Annotated in this window: 17 protein-coding genes; 8 read left to right on the top strand and 9 right to left on the bottom strand. The window is 72.4% G+C overall.

Annotated elements, in window-relative coordinates:
* Window positions 1–14: 14 nt before the first annotated feature.
* The 4 genes from AB0K12_RS29610 to AB0K12_RS29595 form a co-directional block, all read right to left on the bottom strand.
* The gene (locus tag AB0K12_RS29610) at window positions 15–599 is read right to left on the bottom strand and encodes a cadmium resistance transporter (protein WP_364568175.1); all 585 of its coding nucleotides are present in this window, start codon (window positions 597–599) and stop codon (window positions 15–17) included.
* Window positions 600–612: 13 nt separating this feature from the next.
* The gene (locus AB0K12_RS29605) at window positions 613–1,944 is read right to left on the bottom strand and encodes a serine hydrolase domain-containing protein (RefSeq protein WP_364568172.1); all 1,332 of its coding nucleotides are present in this window, start codon (window positions 1,942–1,944) and stop codon (window positions 613–615) included.
* A 22-nt stretch (window positions 1,945–1,966) separates the two neighbouring features.
* Window positions 1,967–2,914: a hypothetical protein gene (locus AB0K12_RS29600; RefSeq protein ID WP_364568169.1), complete on the bottom strand. Its 948-nt coding sequence runs from the start codon at window positions 2,912–2,914 to the stop codon at window positions 1,967–1,969.
* 86 nt (window positions 2,915–3,000) lie between these two features.
* Window positions 3,001–3,414 (bottom strand): hemerythrin domain-containing protein, encoded by a 414-nt coding sequence (locus AB0K12_RS29595; RefSeq protein WP_364568167.1) that lies wholly within the window; start codon window positions 3,412–3,414, stop codon window positions 3,001–3,003.
* 338 nt (window positions 3,415–3,752) lie between these two features.
* Between AB0K12_RS29595 and AB0K12_RS29590 the strand changes: the two genes are divergently transcribed.
* On the top strand, window positions 3,753–4,421 hold the full coding sequence (locus AB0K12_RS29590; protein ID WP_364568164.1) for a TetR family transcriptional regulator: 669 nt from the start codon (window positions 3,753–3,755) through the stop codon (window positions 4,419–4,421).
* On the opposite strand, the gene AB0K12_RS29585 is transcribed toward AB0K12_RS29590, so the two are convergent.
* The gene (locus tag AB0K12_RS29585) at window positions 4,393–4,572 is read right to left on the bottom strand and encodes a hypothetical protein (RefSeq protein WP_364568161.1); all 180 of its coding nucleotides are present in this window, start codon (window positions 4,570–4,572) and stop codon (window positions 4,393–4,395) included. The two genes, AB0K12_RS29590 and AB0K12_RS29585, sit on opposite strands and share 29 nt — an antisense overlap.
* Before the next feature lie 111 nt (window positions 4,573–4,683).
* Between AB0K12_RS29585 and AB0K12_RS29580 the strand changes: the two genes are divergently transcribed.
* The 4 genes from AB0K12_RS29580 to AB0K12_RS29565 all read left to right on the top strand — a co-directional run bounded on the left by AB0K12_RS29580 (window position 4,684) and on the right by AB0K12_RS29565 (window position 9,223).
* A complete protein-coding gene (locus tag AB0K12_RS29580) occupies window positions 4,684–5,121 on the top strand; it encodes a group II truncated hemoglobin (RefSeq protein ID WP_364568158.1) in 438 nt (145 codons plus the stop codon).
* A 69-nt stretch (window positions 5,122–5,190) separates the two neighbouring features.
* Window positions 5,191–7,425 carry an ATP-dependent RecD-like DNA helicase gene (locus tag AB0K12_RS29575; protein WP_364568317.1) on the top strand — a complete coding sequence of 745 codons (2,235 nt, stop codon included), beginning with the start codon at window positions 5,191–5,193 and terminating at the stop codon, window positions 7,423–7,425.
* Window positions 7,426–7,523: 98 nt separating this feature from the next.
* A complete protein-coding gene (locus tag AB0K12_RS29570) occupies window positions 7,524–8,720 on the top strand; it encodes an Ig-like domain-containing protein (RefSeq protein WP_364568155.1) in 1,197 nt (398 codons plus the stop codon).
* Entirely contained in the window at window positions 8,717–9,223 is a 507-nt protein-coding gene (locus AB0K12_RS29565; RefSeq protein ID WP_364568152.1) for a GNAT family N-acetyltransferase, read from the top strand. The genes AB0K12_RS29570 and AB0K12_RS29565 overlap by 4 nt, the downstream gene beginning before the upstream one ends.
* Here AB0K12_RS29565 and AB0K12_RS29560 read toward each other — a convergent pair.
* The 4 genes from AB0K12_RS29560 to AB0K12_RS29545 form a co-directional block, all read right to left on the bottom strand.
* Window positions 9,213–10,232 carry an NADPH:quinone reductase gene (locus AB0K12_RS29560; protein ID WP_364568149.1) on the bottom strand — a complete coding sequence of 340 codons (1,020 nt, stop codon included), beginning with the start codon at window positions 10,230–10,232 and terminating at the stop codon, window positions 9,213–9,215. The genes AB0K12_RS29565 and AB0K12_RS29560 overlap by 11 nt on opposite strands.
* A 34-nt stretch (window positions 10,233–10,266) precedes the next feature.
* Window positions 10,267–10,557 (bottom strand): hypothetical protein, encoded by a 291-nt coding sequence (locus AB0K12_RS29555; protein ID WP_364568146.1) that lies wholly within the window; start codon window positions 10,555–10,557, stop codon window positions 10,267–10,269.
* Entirely contained in the window at window positions 10,529–13,729 is a 3,201-nt protein-coding gene (locus AB0K12_RS29550; protein WP_364568143.1) for a BTAD domain-containing putative transcriptional regulator, read from the bottom strand. Before AB0K12_RS29550 ends, AB0K12_RS29555 begins: the two co-directional genes overlap by 29 nt.
* Window positions 13,730–13,827: 98 nt before the next feature.
* Window positions 13,828–14,709: an NlpC/P60 family protein gene (locus tag AB0K12_RS29545; protein WP_364568140.1), complete on the bottom strand. Its 882-nt coding sequence runs from the start codon at window positions 14,707–14,709 to the stop codon at window positions 13,828–13,830.
* A gap of 159 nt (window positions 14,710–14,868) precedes the next feature.
* On the opposite strand from AB0K12_RS29545, the gene AB0K12_RS29540 reads away from it, so the two are divergent.
* The 3 genes from AB0K12_RS29540 to AB0K12_RS29530 all read left to right on the top strand — a co-directional run bounded on the left by AB0K12_RS29540 (window position 14,869) and on the right by AB0K12_RS29530 (window position 18,650).
* On the top strand, window positions 14,869–16,713 hold the full coding sequence (locus AB0K12_RS29540; RefSeq protein WP_364568137.1) for an MOSC and FAD-binding oxidoreductase domain-containing protein: 1,845 nt from the start codon (window positions 14,869–14,871) through the stop codon (window positions 16,711–16,713).
* A 189-nt stretch (window positions 16,714–16,902) separates the two neighbouring features.
* Entirely contained in the window at window positions 16,903–17,808 is a 906-nt protein-coding gene (locus AB0K12_RS29535) for a sugar ABC transporter permease (protein ID WP_364568135.1), read from the top strand.
* The gene (locus AB0K12_RS29530) at window positions 17,805–18,650 is read left to right on the top strand and encodes a carbohydrate ABC transporter permease (protein ID WP_345407201.1); all 846 of its coding nucleotides are present in this window, start codon (window positions 17,805–17,807) and stop codon (window positions 18,648–18,650) included. The genes AB0K12_RS29535 and AB0K12_RS29530 overlap by 4 nt, the downstream gene beginning before the upstream one ends.
* The last annotated feature ends 25 nt before the right edge of the window (window positions 18,651–18,675 follow it).

The following is an 18,675-nucleotide window of genomic DNA, read 5'->3' as shown; positions in this document are numbered from 1 at the left end:
GGGCTGGGCGTCGGTCACAGGCCGAAGGCGCCGCCGTCGATGAGGATGAACGCGCCGACGGCGATCAGCACCGCGGGCAGCAGGATGTGGCCCCAGCGGGTCAGCGCTGCGGCGATGGCGGGGCGGGTGGCGAAGAACCGGCCGGCCGCGCACCACACGGCCACCAGCAGCAGAAAGACCGTGACGTAGACGGTCATGCCGCCGGGGCCGGAGGTGGCGAAGACCGGGACGTACACGCCGATGTTGTCGCCGCCGTTGGCGAAGGTGACGGCGGCGACCGCCAGCGCGCCCGGCCCGCCGGGCGGCTCCTGCTCCTCGGAGCGGTTCTTCCACGCCTGCCAGCCGGCCTTGAGGCCGATGGCGAGCGGGAGCAGCCCCAGGTACGGGAGAACGGGGCCGGGCAGGAAGCTCGCCCCGAACCCGGCGGCGACGGCCACGGCCAGGATCGCGGCGAAACCGAGATACTGGCCGGCCACGATCCGCGCCGCCGCGCCCGGCCGGCCGGCGGCCTGGGCGAAGAACAGCGCCAGGATCAGGATGTCGTCGATGTTGGTGACGGCGAACAGGGCCGCCGCCTGCCCGGCGACGCCGGCGTTCACCGACCCCGCCTCGTCAGGCGTGCCAGTCGCCGGGGCCGCCCGGGAGCGGGGCGGCGGGGTCGTAGGGGTCGCGGGTGAAGATGAAGGTGTTGAGGTCGAGGTGGTCGGGGGCCACCTTGAGCGTCTCGCCGGCGTAGTAGCCGTCGAGGCCGAGCCAGGTGCCGTCGTCCTGGGCGAGGAAGCGGGAGGCGCGGCCGCGCCCGCCGACCGGCTCCAGCGCCAGGCCGCGGTCGGGCAGCAGGCTCAGCATGTACGGCTTGGGACCCCAGTGCCACAGGCCGGTCAGGGCGAGCAGGTCGGGGTCGGCGGGGGCGGGCTGCCATTCGTCGGGCAGGCGCGGCTCGTACTCGTGCAGGATGTCGAGCAGGTCGTCGGCGAGGGCGCCGGTGAGGCCGGAGGTGGTGTTGGCCATGAACAGCACGCCGGTGTCCTCGTCGGGGTCGGCCCACACGGTGGCCAGGAAGCCGGGCATGGAGCCGGTGTGACCGGCCAGGCGGCGGCCGCGGGCGCGGGAGAGCTGCAGGCCGAGCCCGAACCCGCCGGTCCAGGTGTGGCCGTCGTCGACGCCGACGGGTTCGCGCATCTCGGCGAGGGTGGCGGCGGGCAGCACGCCGCTGGTGTGGCCGGACAGGAACGCGGCATAGCGGGCCAGGTCGTGCGGGGTGGACCACAGCTGGCCCGCCGGGCCCATGGCGTCGGCGTCGTGTTCGGGCTCGGCGAGCACGACGTCGGCGTAGGGGTGGACGGCGTAGCCGGTGGCGTGGGGCGGGCGGGGGCGCGGGGTGGTGTCGTGCATGCCGAGCGGGTCGAGCACCTCGGCGCGCAGGGCCTTGAGCCAGGTGGTGCCGCGCAGCCGGCCCACCAGCTCGCCGAGCAGCGCGAACCCGACGTTGGAGTAGTGGAAACGGCGGCCGGGACGGTGCTTCAGCTCGGGTCCGCCGAGGCGGTCGAGCAGGTCGTGGGCGGGGATGCCGGGGGTGCGCTCCCACCAGTCGGTGGGCGGCTCGGCGGTCAGGCCGGCGGTGTGGGACATCAGCTGGCCGATGGTCAGGTGGCCGACCTGGGTGCCGGGCAGGTGCCGCTCGAGGGGGTCGTTGAGGTCGAGGACGCCTTCGTCGCGCAGCCGCATGACGACGACGGCGACCATGCTCTTGGTGATGGATCCGATGCGGTATTGGGTGGCGGGCGTCGGCTGCTGGTCGCCGACGCGGCCTCTGCCGCCGAACCACGCGGTCCGCCCGTCGCGGACGATCGCCGCCGTCAGCGACGGCACCCTGCACTCGGCCTGTTCGACGGCCAGCCTGCGCAGCAGGGCGCGCGCCGTCGCCTGTCCCACCTGACTCATGAGCGACAAGAGTAGCGGCTGCTCAGCGGGAGGGTGCGCGGTCGAAGGCATCGAGGATGAGGCGGGTGGCGTCGAGGTCCCGGGTGGTGTGGCCGAGGCGGGGGACGGGCATGGCGCCGGGCCAGGTGTGGCCGCCGTCGGTGACGGTGTAGAGGCGCAGGGTGGCGCCGGGGCAGGTCCAGTCGTGCAGGCGTACGCGGGGGGCGGGGGTGGTGGTGGCGGGGCCGGTGCAGCCGAGCAGGTCCGCCCAGCCGGCGGTGGCGCGCTCGACGGGGTCCAGGACGATGAGGTCGGCGAGTTTTCGCAGGTCGCCGGTGGCGTCGCGGAAGGGGTGACCGCCGTCGTAGGGGACGATGCGGTCGCCGGTGCCGTGGAAGGCGATGATCGTGGTGGGGGCGGGTGGGCGGCAGGGGCGGGCGATGTTGATGCCGGCGACGGCGGCCACGGCCGACAGCTTGCCGTCGAGGGCGCAGATGAGGCCGGTGGCCATGGCGGCGCCGTAGGACATGCCGGCGGCGAACCGCCGGTCGGCGCGGACGCACAGGCGGCGTTCGAGGTGGGCGAGCAGCGCGGTGAGGAAGCCGGTGTCGTCGGGGCCGGCGGTGCGGGGCAGGGTCCAGCCCATGTGGCCGTCGGCGGCCTGGGGGGTGGCGACGATGTAACCGCGGCGTGTGCCGTGCTCGGCCAGGCGGCTGTAGGCGTTCTGGCGGGCGGCGGTGGAGTTGAGCCCGTGCAGGTCGAGGATGAGGGGGTGGGGGCCGTCGCCGTCGGGCAGGGCGAGCAGGAAGCGGCGGCTGAGCCCGTCGTGGGCGAGGCGGTGGGTGCCGGGTTCCAGCCGGTCGGCGGACTGGCAGCCGCTGGTGATGGCGGGCTGGGCGGCGGGGGAGGGCGGGACGGGCGCCGGTGGCGCTCCGTCGCAGCGGACGGCCAGCAGGGCGAGTGCCGCCGTCAGGGCGAGGCGGGCGAGCATGGACGCCTCCTTCCGTCCCGCCTTCAACGCTACAGCGGCAGCCCCTGCGACGCCCCTCTTCGGCGGTCCCTTCCCCCCTTCGGCGGTCAGACGTCGTCGGGGAGGGTGAGCATCGTGTTGAGCACCGGGACGAGCTGCTGTTCCTCGTAGTCGAGGTGGGCCTCCAGTTTCGTGGTGAGCCGGTCGAGTTCGGCCTGGATCCGGCTCCGGTCGTGGTCGAGCAGGCGCCGGATCTCGTTCATGAGGGTGGCGACCACCTGGTGCTCCTTGCGCAGCCGGGTGAGGACGTCGGCCAGTTCGGGGTGCTCGGTGGCGAGGTGCGGGAACAGGGCGCCGTCCTCGCCTTCGTGGTGGGCGTGCAGGGCGTCGCAGAAGGTCAGGCAGTGCGTACGCAGGTCGGCCGGGTCCATCCTGGACTCGCGCAGCGCGGCGAGGTCCCTGCGGAAGCCGTCGTGCAGTTTGATCAGTTCGTCGCCCCAGGCGGCGATGCGGTCGTTCATACCGGTTCCATCTCTCGGGTCGGTGTGTGGGTGAGGCGGGTGTGGGCGGTGGCGAAGAGGGCGGCGTGGCCGAGGCCGGTGCCCGAGCCGAGCACGGTCGCGGCGCCGTACAGGCCCGTGGGGAGGAGCCGGGCAGGGCCGGCCCCACGCGGCGCCCTTGCTGACGGCCGGCGGTGAGCGCCCAGGAGACGGTGGTGGGCGGGGGGTGCAACAGGCGTTGGAGGCCGGGCAGCAGGGGGACGACAACGGTCATCTGCAGGGAGCCCGCGGCGACGGCGAAGGCGAGGACGGGATGGCCAGCGACTTTGTATACACGTACACAAAGTAGCATGGCGGTCATGCCGACGCGTACAGGAAGGCCGCCCCGCATCTCCCGGGCGGAGATCGTCACCGCCGCCTGGCGGGTCATCGAGCAGGACGGAGTGGGCGAGCTGACCATGCGCAGGCTGGCCAGAGAGGTCGGCAGCACGCCGATGGCGCTCTACCGGCACGTACGCGACAAGGACGAGCTGCTGGTGCTGCTGCTCGACGACTACGCCGCCGGCATCCCCCGCCCCGACCTGCCCGACGACCCCCGCGAACGCGCGATCACCGCCGCGCTGGCCATGCACGAGGCCGTCTCGGGCTGCCCGTGGGCGGTCGACGTGCTGCGCGCCGACGACCTGCTGGCGGTGGGCGCGCTGTGGTACCCCGACCGGATCGTCGACGCCGGCCTGCGGGCGGGACTGCCGATGGAGGAGGCGGTGGACGCGTACCGGATCATCTGGCACTACACGGCCGGCGAGATCGGCGGCCGCGCGGCCGCCCGCCGGCGCCGCGAGCAGGGCGGCCCCACCTACCGCGAGAAGGTCTTCACCGGCCTGGACGCGGCGGAGTTCCCCCGCCTCAGCGAGATCGCCGGCCGGTGGGAGGAGCTGACGGCCCGCGACACCTACGCCAAGGGCGTCCGCGCCCTCGTCACCGGCCTGCTGCCCGCGGTCAGAACCGGAGCTCCCACGACTGGTTGATCCGCCAATGCACGTAGGACTTGTCCGGGAAGCAGTCCCAGATCTGCAGGAAAGCGCCGTCAGGCGGCAGGACGGCCCGGCCGACGCCCGCAGGATTGTCGACGTCGAGGCACCTGCCGCTGCCGAGTTTCTGCCCGCATAACCTGACCACCGGCCCGGTTCATCGGATCGATTACCCCATCAGGTGCGTGGTGATCCCGCCCGGAAAGAGCGCGGAGACCTGTCCTGGACCGCCGCACGGCGCGCGTGTGACCCTGGAGCCATGGAGACCTTATTCGAGCACGCGGGCGGTCACGACAAGCTGCACGAGTTCATCGACATCTTCTATCGCAGCCTGCTGGCCGACCCACTGCTCCAGCCGCTCTTCGGCACGGGCCGGGCCACCCACGTCGACCACCTGACCGCCTTCACGGCGCAGACCTTCGGCGGCCCCGACACCTTCTCCACCGACATGGGCGGGTTCCCGCTGCTCATCCGCGCCCACCGGGGGCTGCGGATCACCGAGGAGCAGCGGCTGCGCTTCGTCGAGCTGTACATGCAGGCCGCCGACCGCGCGGGGCTGCCCGACGACGAGCCGTTCCGGGCCGCCCTGCGCTCGCACGTGGAGTTCGGCACGGAGGTGGCCAAGCAGAACTCCCACGCCGAGACCGACGATCAACTCCATCCGCTGCGTGAGGTGCCGCTCTGGACGTGGGGGTGAACGCGGGCCGGACCACCGGCCGGGCCGGGTGTCGCGGCGGTGAGGATCTCCCCTAATCTCGTCGGTGTGGTGGACCGCGAGGCGGGCCCGGACGCGGGCCCCAGAGATGCCGGCACTCAGTTGAGCGCCGTCCTTGAGCGCATCACCTACGCGAATGAGGAGACCGGCTACACGATCGCGCGCGTCGCCACCGACCGCACCGGGGCCGACCTGCTCACCGTGGTCGGGCCGCTGCTCGGCGCGCAGGTGGGGGAGTCGCTGCGGCTGCACGGCCGCTGGACGTCGCATCCCCGTTACGGCCGCCAGTTCGAGGTGTGGTCCTACACCACCGTGCTGCCGGCCACCGTGCAGGGCATCCGCCGCTACCTCGGCTCCGGGCTGATCAAGGGCATCGGGCCCAAGATGGCCGAAAGGATCGTCGACCACTTCGGCACTGACACGCTCGAGGTCATCGAGCAGCAGCCCGAACGCCTGGTCGAGGTGCCGGGGCTCGGCCCCAAGCGCACCAGGATGATCGCCGCCGCCTGGGAGGAACAGAAGATCATCAAAGAGGTGATGATCTTCCTGCAGGGCGTCGGCGTGTCCACCTCCATCGCGGTGCGCATCTTCAAGCAGTACGGCGAAGGCTCCATCGACGTCGTGCGCACCCAGCCGTACAAGCTGGCCGACGACGTGTGGGGCATCGGCTTCAAGACCGCCGACACCATCGCCCAGGCCGTCGGCATCCCCCACGACAGCCCCGAACGCGTCAAGGCCGGGCTGCGCTACACCCTGTCGCAGGCCGCCGACGACGGCCACTGCTACCTGCCCGCCCCCAACCTCGCCGCCGACGCCGTCAAGATCCTCGACGTGCCGCCCGACCTCGTCACCACCTGCCTGGAGACCCTGGTCGCCGAGGAGGGCGTCGTGCGCGAGGAGGTGCCGGCCGGCGACAACCACGTACCGGCCGTCTACCTGCCGCCCTTCCACCGCGCCGAGACCTCCCTGGCCGGCGGCCTGCTCACCCTGCTGCGCAACGGCCACGACCGGCTCAAGAGCTTCGCCGACGTCGACTGGGAGCGCGCCGAGCGCTGGCTGCACGGCCAGACCGGCGCCGACCTGGCCGCCGAGCAGCGCCAGGCCGTCCGCCTGGCGCTCACCCACAAGGTCGCCGTCCTGACCGGCGGCCCCGGCTGCGGCAAGAGCTTCACCGTACGCTCGATCGTGCTGCTGGCCCGCGCCCGCCGCGCCAAGGTCATCCTGGCCGCCCCCACCGGGCGCGCCGCCAAACGCCTGGCCGAGCTGACCGGCCACGAGGCCACCACCGTGCACCGCCTGCTGCAGCTGCGCCCCGGCGGGGAGGCCACCTTCGACCGCGACAACCCGCTCGACGCGGACCTGATCGTCGTGGACGAGGCGTCCATGCTGGACCTGCTGCTGGCCAACAAGCTCGTCAAGGCCGTCGCGCCCGGCGCGCACCTGCTGTTCGTCGGCGACGTCGACCAGCTCCCCTCGGTCGGCGCGGGCGAGGTGCTCAAAGACCTGCTGGCCGCCCCCGACATCCCCCGGGTGCGGCTGACGCAGATCTTCCGCCAGGCCCAGGAGTCCGGCGTCGTCGTCAACGCCCACCGCGTCAACACCGGCCGCCACCCCGTCCTGGAGGGCATGAAGGACTTCTTCCTGTTCCCCTGCGAGGAGCCGGAGGAGATCGCCGCGCTCACCGTCGACGTCGTCGCCCGCCGCATCCCGCGCCGCTTCCGCCTCGACCCCCGCCGCGACGTGCAGGTCCTGGCCCCCATGCACCGCGGCGCCGCCGGCGCCGGCGCGCTCAACACCGCCCTGCAGGAGGCGCTGACCCCCGCCCGCGACGGCATGCCGGAGCGCCGCTACGGCGGTCGCGTCTTCCGCGTCGGCGACAAGGTCACCCAGCTGCGCAACAACTACGACAAGGGCGCGGCAGGGGTGTTCAACGGCACGGTCGGCATCGTCACCGACATCCGCCCCGACGAGCACAAACTCACCGTCCTGACCGACGAGGACGAGCCGGTCGACTACGCCTTCGACGAGCTCGACGAGCTGGCCCACGCCTACGCGGTGTCCATCCACCGCTCCCAGGGCAGCGAATACCCGGCCGTGGTGGTCCCGCTGGCCACCAGCGCCTGGATGATGCTGCAGCGCAACCTCCTCTACACCGCGATCACCCGCGCCAAGAAGCTCGTCGTCATCGTCGGCTCACGCCGGGCGCTGGCCCAGGCCGTACGCACCAAGGGCGCCGGACGCCGCCACACCGGCCTGACCCACCGCCTGGCCCGCACAAGTAATTGAAATGTGATCGAACTCTCCCAAACGATTCGGCGTCTTACAGGCAGGAGCATTAAGGTTTTTGAAGTGCCCTTTGCGGCGCCGTTGGCGAGAGGAAGAACTTGAACGCGCAGACCGGCCCGAGGAGACCCGCCACCGCATTCGCGCTGCTGGCAGCGGCTGCCCTGACGGCGTCCTGTTCAGGCGGTCCCGCGAGCCCTCCGCCCGACGCGCCCGACGCCACCATCGTCGCCACCCCGCAGGCGCCCACGGTCGCGATCAAGCCCGCCGAGGGCACCAGCAAGGTCCACCCCGACAAGAAGGTCGTCGTCTCCGCCGCGGGCGGCGCGCTGGAGAACGTCACGGTCGAGGCCGACGGCGAGCAGGTCACCGGCAAGTACAACGCCGACAAGACCCGCTGGATCTCCAAGACGCCGCTGAAGCCCTCCACCCGCTACAACGTCTCGGCCACCGCCGGCGCCACCACCGCGACCAGCACCTTCACCACCGCCAAGCCCGAGCGGGCGCTCCAGGTCGCCGACGTCACCCCCAACGCCAAGGGCGAGACGCTCGGCGTCGGCGCCCCCATCATCGTGACGTTCAACCAGCCCGTCACCAACAAGGCCACCATCGAGCGGGCCCTGGAGGTCGAGGCGGAAAAGCCCGTCCAGGGCGCCTGGCGATGGATCAACGACAAGGTCGTCATCTACCGCACCGCGAAATACTGGCCCGCCCACCAGAAGGTCACCTTCAACGCCAACATCACCGGCATCAAGGGCGGCAAAGACCTCTACGGCGTCAAGGACTACACCGCCAACCTCAAGATCGGCGCCAAGCAGATCAGCAAGGTCGACGTCGCCAAGCACATGATGTACGTCTACAAGGACGGCAAGCGGGTCCAGACCATGCGCATCAGCGCAGGCAAGGGCAACACCCGCGAATACACCACCACCTCGGGCGTGCACCTGACCATGGAACGCGGGAACCCCGTCCGCATGATCTCGCCCGGCCGCGAGAAGGACGACCCCGAGTACTACGACGTGATGATCAACCACGCGGTGCGGATCTCCAACTCCGGCGAGTACGTCCACGCCAAGGACAACGTCTGGGCCCAGGGCCGCACCAACGTCAGCCACGGCTGCGTCAACGCCCGCCCCGACCAGGCCAAGTGGTTCTACGACCACATGCAGCGCGGCGACGTCGTGGAGATCACCGGCACCAACCGCGAGCTGGAGTGGAACAACGGCTGGGGCTACTGGCAGATGTCGTTCTCCCAGTGGAAGAAGGGCAGCGCCCTGAGGACGGTCAAGAAGAAGTGATCCGCGTCCGTCCCGCCGGGCCCGGCGACGTGCCCGTCACGCTCGCCATGTTCGACAGCGCCGTGGCCTGGCTGACCGCCCAGGGCCGCACCGGCCAGTGGGGCAGCCGCCCCTTCACCGGCGACCAGCGCCGCACCGAGCAGGTCGCCTCCTGGCAGCGCGGCGGCGGCATGCACATCGCCGAGCACGACGGCGAGCCCGCCGGCACCATCTCCATCGGCCCCGCCCACGCCTACGTCACCCCCGCGACCGAGCCCGAGCTGTACGTCCAGGCCCTGGTCACCGACCGCCGCCACGCCGGCCACGGCATCGGCCGCGCCCTGCTCGACTGGGCCGCCGAGCAGGCCCGCGAACGCGGCCTCGGGCTGCTGCGGGTCGACTGCTACGCCGGCGACGACGGCCGCCTGGTCGCCTTCTACGAAAGCTGCGGCTTCACCCGCGTCGCCCCGTTCACCGTGGGGGAGTGGCCCGGCATGCTCCTGGAGCGCCGCATCACGGGCTGACGTCCACCAGCACCTTGCCGACCGCGCCGCCCTCCACCGCGCGGTGCGCGTCGGCGGTGCGCTCCAGAGGGAAACGCACCAGCGGCAGCCCGTGCTCCTCACCCACCGGCAGCGCACCGTCGGCGACGGCGGCCGCGACGTCCTCGGCGCCCGCGCGCAGCGCGTCGTCGCCGACCGTGTAGAGCACCAGGAACTGGAAGCGGGTGTTCAGCGTCATGTTCTGCCGCACATCCAGCGAGACCGGCTTGCCGCCGTCGTTGGCGTAGGTCGCGATCACCCCGCGGGTACGCAGCACCGCCAGATCCAGGGCCAGGTTCGCGCCCAGCGCCACCTCGGCGATGATGTCGACGCCGCCCGGCGCGAGCTCGCGGATCTCCGCCGCAGGATCCCCCTGCCGGTAGTTGATGACGTGGTGGGCGCCCGCGGCCGCGGCCAGCCGCGCCTTCTCCGGCCCGGAGATCGTGGTGATCACCGTCGCGCCGGCCCAGCGGGCCAGCTGGATGACCGCGTGCCCGACCGCGCCCGCCCCGCCCGCGGCCAGCACCACCTTGCCCTCCAGCGCGCCGGGCCCGAGCCGCCGCGGCCCGTCCTCGGCCACCGTGAGCGCCCGGTGCGCGGTCAGCGCCGGCACCCCGAGGCTCGCCCCGACGTCGAACCCCGCCTTCTCCGGCAGCGCGACCGCCCGGCCGGCGTCAAGGAGCGCGTACTCGGCGGCGGTGCCGGTGGAGCCGCCCTGCGTGGCCATGAACAGCCAGACCCGCTCACCCACCCGCCCCCGATCGACCCCCTCGCCTACCGCGTCGATCACCCCCGCACCGTCGAGATGCGGAATGACCTCGGGCACGCTCTGCGGGTTGGTGGCCCCCGAACGGGTCTTCCAGTCCGTCGGGTTCACCCCCGACACGGCGACGCGCACCCGCACCTGACCCGGGCCAGGCTCGGGCAGGTCACGCTCGGCGAGCTGCAGAACACCGGCGTCGCCGGTCTCACGGTAAACGATGGCCTTCATGACGTGCCTTCCCCGTTCCTCGATGATGCTGAGCCTATGACCTCCTACCCACACCCGTGATCAGCCGACCCGGCCCCGCCTCGGCCAGCACCGCCCGCGCCCGCCCCTCCAGCAGCCGGAACCGGCACGCCGCCGCGATCCCCGCCGCCTGCCCGGCCGCGTCCCGCGCCCCCGCCACGTCACCGGCACGCAACCGCGCGGCGGCGAGCCCGGCCAGCGCCCGCGCCTCCCCAAACGGATAACCACCCCGCGCCAGCTCCACGCCCCGCTCGAACCACGCCGCCGCCGTGCCCGCCTCACCCAGCGCCAGATACGCCTCCGCCACCGTCGCCGCCGTCTGCGCCGTCGGCCTTCCTGTCGCGCACCGCGAGAGCCATGTCATACGCCCGCCGCGCCACCCCCAGCCCCGTCGCGGCGTCCCCGCGCTGCAAGTGCAGCAGACCCAGCTCATCCAGCGTCGACAGCTCACCGCGCAGGTTCGCCGCCCTCCGATACGCCGCCAGCACCTCGCCCAGCAGCCCGCCCGCCCGCTCCTCCGCACCCAGCCCCCGCAACGCACTGGCCAGATTGCCCCGGTTCACCAGCGCCGACGTCAGCCGGCCCGTCTCCTCGTTGATCGCCAGCGCCGCCCCGAACAGCCCGGCCGCCTCCCGCAGCTCACCCTGGCTCAGCCGCAGCACCCCCAGCCCGTTGAGCGCGACCGCCCGCACGTGCCCGCGCGGCTCGTCCTCCGTCCGCGCCAGCGCCCGCCGCAACCACGTCTCGGCCTCGGCGAGCCTGCCCTGCTCCAGCCGCAGCCAGCCGATCTGATGCGCCAGGTACGCCGCCGCCCTCGGCTGATCGGTGTCCACCGCGAGCCGCTCACCGGCCAGGCAGTCCGCCAGCGCCTCCTCGTCCCGGCCCGCCGACCACAACGCCTGCCCGCGGCTGATCAGCATCGCGGTCCGCGCCGCGTCGTCCCCGGCCCGCCCGGCCGCCTCCATGCCCGCCTGCGCCGCCGGCAGCCACCCCTCCACGTGCCGCCGGATCAGGAAATAGCCGCGCAACTGGTCGGTGATGCGCCACGCCGCCGCCGGGTCCTGCGACACGGCCGTCTGCCGCACGATCGCCACCAGCGCCGGCAGCTCGCCGTCCAGCCAGGCCAGCGCCTCTTCCTCCCCGGCGAACACCTCCTGCCTGCGGGCGTGCCTGCCGAGCCTGACCAGCTGCGGGTAGACCCACTCCATCGCCGCCGTCACCGTGTCGATGTACCAGGCGTGCAACCGGGCCCGCGCCGCCTCGCCCTCCGGATCCTCGGCCAGCAGCCGCCGCGCGTACAGGCCGAGCAGGTCGTGGAAGCGGTAACGGTCGGCCGCGTACTGCAGCAGCATGTTCGCCTCCAGCAGCTCCTCCAGCACCCGGTCGGCCTCGGCGGACGGCAGGCCGAGCAGCGCGCCGGTCGCGCCCGCCCCGAAGTCGTCGGCCGGATGCAGGCTGCACAACCGGAACGCCTGCCGGGCAGCGCCACTCAGATCGGCGTAGCCGAGCTGGAAACCGGCCAGCACGCTCGACTCGCCGGTGGACAGCTCGGCCAGCCTGCGGTTGTCGTCACGCAGCCGCCTGGTCAGGTCACCGATCGTCCACGCCTGCCGGGTGGCCAGCCGCGCCCCGGCGATGCGCAGCGCCAGCGGCAGGTGCGCGCACGCCTCGGCCAGCGCTCCCGCCGCGCCGGGATCGGCCCGCACACGGTGCGCTCCCGCCGTCGCGGCGATCAGCGTGACCGACTCCCGCGCGTCCAGCGGCTCGAGGTGCACGGTACGCGCCCCGGCCAGGCCCGCCATCCTGCGCCTGCTGGTGACGATCAGGTCGCTGCCGCCCGCGCCGGGCAGCAGCGGCAGCACCTGGCCCGCGTCGTGCGCGTTGTCCAGCAGCACCAGCATCCGCCGATCGGCCAGCTCGCTGCGGAACAACGCGGCCGCCTCGCTCTCGTCGGTCCCGATCCGCCGGCCCGGCACGCCCAGCGCCCGCAGGAACCGGCCCAGCACCCGCATCGGCTCCGGCGCCGCCGCCGCGGAGCCACGCAGGTCGGCGTACAGCTGGCCGTCGGGGTAGCGGGCGCGCAGACGGTGAGCGGCGGCGAGCGCGAGCGCCGTCTTCCCGACACCCGCGATCCCGTCGATCAGCACAATCCTCGGCGGCACCCCCACCTCCTCCCGCCTGCCCGTCCCGTCGGGGGTTTCCTCGCGCCGGCCCGCCTCCTCCAGGGTTTCCTCGTTCCGGCCGGCCGCGTTCCTGGCTTCCTCGTGGCGGCTGGTCAAGGCGGCTTCGACGGCGGCCAGTTCGGACGTCCGGCCGACGAAGTCCGGGGGCGGGGCGGGCGCCTGCTGGATCGCCGTCCATCCCGCCGCGTGGCGCTCCTGCCGGCGCAGGACCGCGAGGTGGGCCTCGCGCAGCCGCTCGCCGGGGTCGATGCCGAGCTGGTCGGCCAGCGCGGCCCTGATGCTCTCGTACGCGGCCAGCGCCTGCGCCTGCCTGCCGCTCGCGGCCAGGGTGAGGATCAGCTCGGCGTGCAGCGGCTCGTCGAGCTCGTGCCGCCGCGCCAGCCGGCCCACCGGCTCCAGGGCCCGTTCCGGTACGCCGAGGTCGCGCGCCAGGGCGGCGAACCTGCCTACGGCGGCGGCGTACTCGGCCGTCACCGCGGCCTGCAGCGGGCCGGAGGCGAGCTGCGGCACGTCGAGCTCTCCCCGCCACAGCGCGACGGCCTTGCCGAGCCGGGCCAGCGCCTCCTCAGGCCCGTCACAGGCCGCCCGCGCGATCAGGTCGCGAAAGCGCAGCAGGTCGAGCTGGTCGGCGTTGACCGCGAGCCGGTACCCGCCCCGCCCCCCGGGCAGCACGCCCCCGCCTCCAGACCCGCCTCCAGACCCGCCTCCAGACCCGCCTCCAGACCCGCCGCTGGAACTGCTGCCGGAGTCGGCCTCGCTTCGGGGCCCGCTTTCCGGGCTGGGTCCGGGCCGGGAGCCCTTCTCCAGGAGCCGGCGTAAGCGGGCGACGTGCGTGTGCAGCAGGCCCACCGCGCGGGAGGCGGCGCCGTCCGGCCACAGCAGCTCGATCAGCTCGTCCTGCCCGGCCGGCGCGCCGGCGCCGAGCGCGAGCCGGGCCAGCAGCGTGCGTTGCAGGCCGGAGCCGAGCGGGACCCGCATCTCGCCGTGCCACACCTCGACGGGACCGAGCACCCGGATGCGCAACGGCCCCCCGCCGGGAGTCTCGGTGTGCCGGGCGGGCCGGGTGCGCGCGGCGGCGTGCAGCCGTGCGGCCTCGGCGTCGTCCAGGGCGAGCGCGGCGGCGATCGCGCGTACGGAGTCCTGCTTCGGGGTGCGCGTCCTGCCCTGCTCGAGGTCGCGGATCGCGCCCGCGCTCACCCCTGCCCGGGCGGCGAGCCGCCGCTGGGTCAGCCCGGCGCGGCGGCGCAGGGCGCGCAGCAGATCACCGAAGCTCTCCTGCGTCACCGGTGACCGCACCCGGTGACCGTGACGTGCGACACCGCACGATCTTAGGTCAGAAGTACGCGAAAGGCCCAGAGTGCCGGGGCACCCTGAGCCGTTCGCAGGAGGACGAGCTAGGACACGGTCGTCACGCCCAGGATGCGGAAGGCCGCGACCCGCACGTTGCGCAGGCTGCCCTCCGGATGCACGGCGACCTCGGTGCCCGGCTCGAGCGCGTCCAGCACGTTGCCGTCACCCTCCCAGAACGCCACGTGCCCGACAGCCTCCGCGGTCGTCTTGTAGAAGATCAGGTCGCCGACCTTCAGGTCCGACCAGGCGACCGACTTGGCGTAGAACTTCGACGGGGTCTGGTGGCTCTCGGCCCACCGCCACATGTCCACCGCGCGGCGCACGGGCCAGCCGGGGAAGTGGGCGATCGCGTCGTAGGACACCTTGACCAGGCCCGAGCAGTCCAAGCCGGGGTTGGCCGCGGTGTCCTCGCCTCCCAGCACGTACGGCACGCCGCGCTTGCCCATGGCGTTCTTGTGACCGATCATGCTCCAGTTCCAGATCTCCCGCACCTGCGTGCAGTGCACGCCCTGCGCGGCCGTGCCGTTCTGGACCTGCACCCGCAGGTGGTTGATGTTGCCGATGGCGGTGGGGTTCCAGTCCGACTTCAGGCCCACCTCATGGGTGCCGTTGCCGCCGTTGTGGATGTAGTAGGCATCACCCGCGGGGAAGATGAACGCCGACCCCTGGTGGTCGAAGTCGTGGGCCGAGATCCGCAGCACGGGGGAGACGCCGCCGGCCGTACCGGTGTCGTCGACCCGCCAGCGGATCGTCACCCGGTCGCCGGCCTTCCAGTCGACCTGCAGGAACGCCTTGGCGCCCGCACACTCGACGGTGAGCGTGCCGCTCGGGTTGCTCAGCCCGTCGGCGGAGGCCGCGGGCACGTTGACGAAGACGGAGGCCGCGGCGGCCAAGGCCACGAAGGACGCGATGATTCTGGATCTCAACGGGGTCTTCCTTTCACGCGGGGGTCCCCCGAAAGCCGGATCCCGGCCTCGAGAGGCGTGAGCACACCGTAGGAAAGGCCGCTGGCAGCACTCTGTCCGTACTGCGCCCGTACCACCTGATTAGGGTGGGAGGTGACGGGCACTCACGCTATGAGGAACATGACGGCCACACTCCTGTCGGTGAACGTCGGGATGCCGAAAGACGTGTCCTGGCAGGGCCGCACCGTGCACACCGGCGTCTGGAAGCGTCCCGTCGCCGGGCCGCGCATGGCCAGGCGGCTCAACATCGACGGCGACGGCCAGGGCGACCTGCAAGGACACGGCGGCGAGCAGCGGGCGGTGCTGGTCTACCAGATCCAGTCCTACGCCCACTGGCAGGAGCACTTCGGCCGCGACGACTTCACCTACGGCCAGTTCGGCGAGAACTTCACCGTCGACGGGCTGCCCGACGACGAGGTGTGCATCGGCGACCGCTACCGCATCGGCGAGGCCGAGTTCGAGGTCACCCAGCCCCGCGTCACCTGCTACCGCGTCGGCATGCGGCTCGGCGAGCCCGAACTGCCCGCCCTGCTCGTCGCCCACCACCGGCCCGGCTTCTACCTGCGCGTCCTGACCGAAGGCGAGGTACGGGCCGGCGACGCCATCGTCAAGACGCGCACCGGTCCGCAGGCGTTCACCGTCGCGAGCATCGACGCCCTGCTCTACCTGCCCGGCCGCGACCCCGACGACCTGCGCAGAGCGCTGGCCATCCCCGCGCTCAGCCCCGGCTGGCGCCAGTCGTTCCTCGACCTGGCGGCGCGATCCGAGCCGCCCACCGAACCGCACGCCAAGCCGCCCGCCGAGGCCTGGCCGGGGTTCCGGCCGCTGCGGGTCACCGCCGTCGTCCGCGAGACCCCCTCGGTGCTGTCCCTCCACCTCCAGGCGCCCGCCGGGGCCGCACTGCCGGCCGCCGAGGCCGGGCAGTACCTGACGTTCCGGATCGCCGCAGCAGGCGACCCGCCGCCTGTGCGCAGCTACTCCCTGTCCTCCGCGCCCGGCGCGGCCGGCTACCGGGTCAGCGTGAAACGCGAGGAGCACGGCCTAGTCAGCCGCTACCTGCACAGCCACCTTCGCCCCGGCGCGGTGCTGGAGACAGCGGCTCCCCGCGGCGACTTCGTCCTGGCCCCCCGCACCGGCCCCGTCATCCTCGCCTCGGCCGGTGTCGGCGTCACCCCCGTCATGGCGATGCTGCACCGCCTGGCCGCCGAACCCCCAGCAGGGCCCACAGAAGGGCCGCTGTGGTGGATCCACGTGGCACGCAGCCGAGCCGAGCACCTGTTCGCCCGCGAGGCCCACACCCTGCTCGCCTCCCTGCCCGACGCCCGCGAACACATCTATTACACAGACCCCGGCATGAGCGGCCCCGGCATGAGCGGCCCCGGCATGAGCGGCCCCGGCGAGGCCGGTCCGGGTGGGGGCCACCCCGTCGGCGGGGGAGCGGGCCGCCCGCCCGAGGTGCACCGCGGACGGCCCACGCTGGAGAGCCTGGCCGCGCTCGGCCTGCCCGCCGACGCCACGCCCGCCGACGCCACCGCCTACCTGTGCGGCCCCGCCGCCTTCATGACCGCCCTGCGCGCCATGCTCACCAGGCTCGGCCTGCCGCCGGAGCGCATCCGCACCGAGCTGTTCGGCGCCCGCGAAGCCATCACCCCCGGCCTGACGGCCCGCCCCGCCGTGGCCCCGCACCAGCCGCCGGGGGAGCCGGGCACCGGCCCGCTCATCACCTTCGCCCGCAGCGGCCTGGCGGTCGCCTGGTCACCCCGCCACCGCTCCCTGCTCGACCTCGCCGACGCCTGCGACGTGCCCACGCGCTGGTCCTGCCGTACGGGCGTCTGCCACACCTGCGCCACGCCGCTGCTGTCCGGCGACGTCGACTACGCCCCCGACCCCCTGGAGCCGCCGCCCGCCGGCCAGGCGCTCATCTGCTGCTCGCGCCCCCGCCACGACGTCGTGCTGGACCTGTGAGGCGCGACCCCCGCCAAACGCTGTCAGAGCGGCCACCGCCGATGAACGGCCCCCTCCTCGGCCGAATAACATTCCGCGAACGTTCATGGTGAAGACACTGGTCAGACCTACCGCAAGCTGACCGCGATAGGCAGAATCCAGCAAGCACGAATGTGAATACACCATGAACGAAAGCAGGACCGCACGACCATGCAAGCGCGCGCTATCAGTCAACGGGGACCGACGGGCGAGCGCCGGTTAGCACTGCTCTACCTCGCGCCCTCACTGCTCATCTTCGCGATCTTCGTCTTCTACCCCCTCGGCAGGACCTTCTACCTGTCCACCATGGGGACCGACATCATCGGGCGGGCCAACAAGTTCGTCGGCCTGGACAACTTCACGGCCATGTTCTCCGACCCCGCCTTCTTCAAGGCGATCGGCACGACCGCGCTGTTCGTCCTGTTCACGGTGGTTCCGGCGATCCTCGGCGCCCTCGCCGTCGTGCTGCTGCTGGAGTCGCGCATCAGCGGGCAGCGCATGTTCCGCACGGTGTTCGCGCTGCCGTTCGCCTTCTCGGTCGCGACCGCGTCGGTGATCTTCGCGCTCATCTACAACCCCGCCGTCGGCATGGCCAACGGCATCCTCAGCCACATCGGCGTGGAACGCATCGGCTGGCTCACCGAACCCGACCTGGCCCTCATCTCCGTCTCGATCACCACCGTCTGGATGACGCTCGGCTACAACGTGCTCGTCCTGTCGGCCGGGGTCGGCGCCATCCCCACCGAGGTGGTGGAGGCGGCCAGGCTGGACGGAGCCACCGGATGGCGGCTGCACCACCGCATCACCATCCCCATGCTGTCGCCACAGCTGTTCTTCCTCATCGTGATCTCCACGATCCACGCGCTGCAGAGCTTCGGCCAGATCCACATCCTCACCAAGGGCGGACCCGACGGCGCCACCTCCACGCTCGTCTACTGGATCTACGAGAAGGCCTTCAGCTACGGCTCCTCCGACTTCGGCACCGCCAGCGCCGCCGCGATCGTGCTGCTGGTCATCGTGCTGATCTGCACGGGCATCCAGTTCGGCGTGCTGGAAAGGAAAGTCCACTACCGATGAGCCGCTCTTCCACCACCTCATCCTTCACGAGCAAGCTCGTCGTCTACGTCGTGCTCGGCGTGTGCGCCCTGCCGGTGGTCTTCCCGCTGTACTACGCCGTCGTCGGCGGCATCATGACCCCCAGCGACCTGGCCAGCTACCCGCCCAAGCTCATCCCGACGGCGATCGACCTCGGCAACTTCACCTCGGCGCTCGACACGATCCCGCTGGCCCGCCAATACCTCAACTCGGCGATCCAGACCGGCATCGTCACCATCTGCCAGCTGCTGACCAGCGTCCTTGCCGCCTACGCGTTCGCGTTCCTGCGCATGTGGGCCAAGACCGCGATGTTCGCGCTGTTCATGGTGACCCTCATGGTCCCGTGGGAAGCGATCATCCTGCCGAACTACCTGCTCATCTCCGACCTGGGCCTGACCAAGGGACCGCTCACCTACCTCGGGCTGACCCTGCCGTTCCTGGCCCACGCCTTCGGCACGTTCCTGCTGCGGCAGTCGTTCCTGCAGTTCCCCGTCGAGGTACGCGACGCCGCCGTCATGGACGGCTGCGGCCACCTGCGCTTCCTGTGGCGCATCCTGCTGCCGCTGTCGAAGCCGGCCATCGCCGCCGTCGGCGTCTACGTCTTCATGACCACCTGGAACCAGTACTTCTGGCCCCTCATCCTCGGCAACGACGACAGGTACAAGACCCTGCAGATCGGCGTGTCCATGCTGAACGACGCCGAGTCCTCCAGCCCCACGCTCATCCTGGCCGGGGTCACCCTGGCCCTGCTCCCCACCCTCGCACTCGTGATCTTCGGACAGCGCTTCATCATCCGCGGGCTCACCGCGGGCGCGGTCAAGTGACCTCCTCGAACCAGAAACGGAGTTC

It is taken from the genome of Nonomuraea sp. NPDC049419, from assembly GCF_040676995.1.
Lineage (GTDB): Bacteria > Actinomycetota > Actinomycetes > Streptosporangiales > Streptosporangiaceae > Nonomuraea > Nonomuraea salmonea.
The sequence above is the reverse complement of the archived record's forward strand: the minus strand, read 5'-3'. Positions and strand labels throughout refer to the sequence as shown.

Coding starts and splice junctions, on each gene's coding strand:
- AB0K12_RS29530 (WP_345407201.1), top strand. CDS start 17,805: ATGAGCCGCTCTTCCACCACCTCATCCTTCACGAGCAAGCTCGTCGTC.
- AB0K12_RS29540 (WP_364568137.1), top strand. CDS start 14,869: ATGACGGCCACACTCCTGTCGGTGAACGTCGGGATGCCGAAAGACGTG.
- AB0K12_RS29595 (WP_364568167.1), bottom strand. CDS start 3,414: ATGAACGACCGCATCGCCGCCTGGGGCGACGAACTGATCAAACTGCAC.
- AB0K12_RS29600 (WP_364568169.1), bottom strand. CDS start 2,914: ATGCTCGCCCGCCTCGCCCTGACGGCGGCACTCGCCCTGCTGGCCGTC.
- AB0K12_RS29605 (WP_364568172.1), bottom strand. CDS start 1,944: ATGAGTCAGGTGGGACAGGCGACGGCGCGCGCCCTGCTGCGCAGGCTG.
- AB0K12_RS29580 (WP_364568158.1), top strand. CDS start 4,684: ATGGAGACCTTATTCGAGCACGCGGGCGGTCACGACAAGCTGCACGAG.
- AB0K12_RS29560 (WP_364568149.1), bottom strand. CDS start 10,232: ATGAAGGCCATCGTTTACCGTGAGACCGGCGACGCCGGTGTTCTGCAG.
- AB0K12_RS29535 (WP_364568135.1), top strand. CDS start 16,903: ATGCAAGCGCGCGCTATCAGTCAACGGGGACCGACGGGCGAGCGCCGG.
- AB0K12_RS29590 (WP_364568164.1), top strand. CDS start 3,753: ATGCCGACGCGTACAGGAAGGCCGCCCCGCATCTCCCGGGCGGAGATC.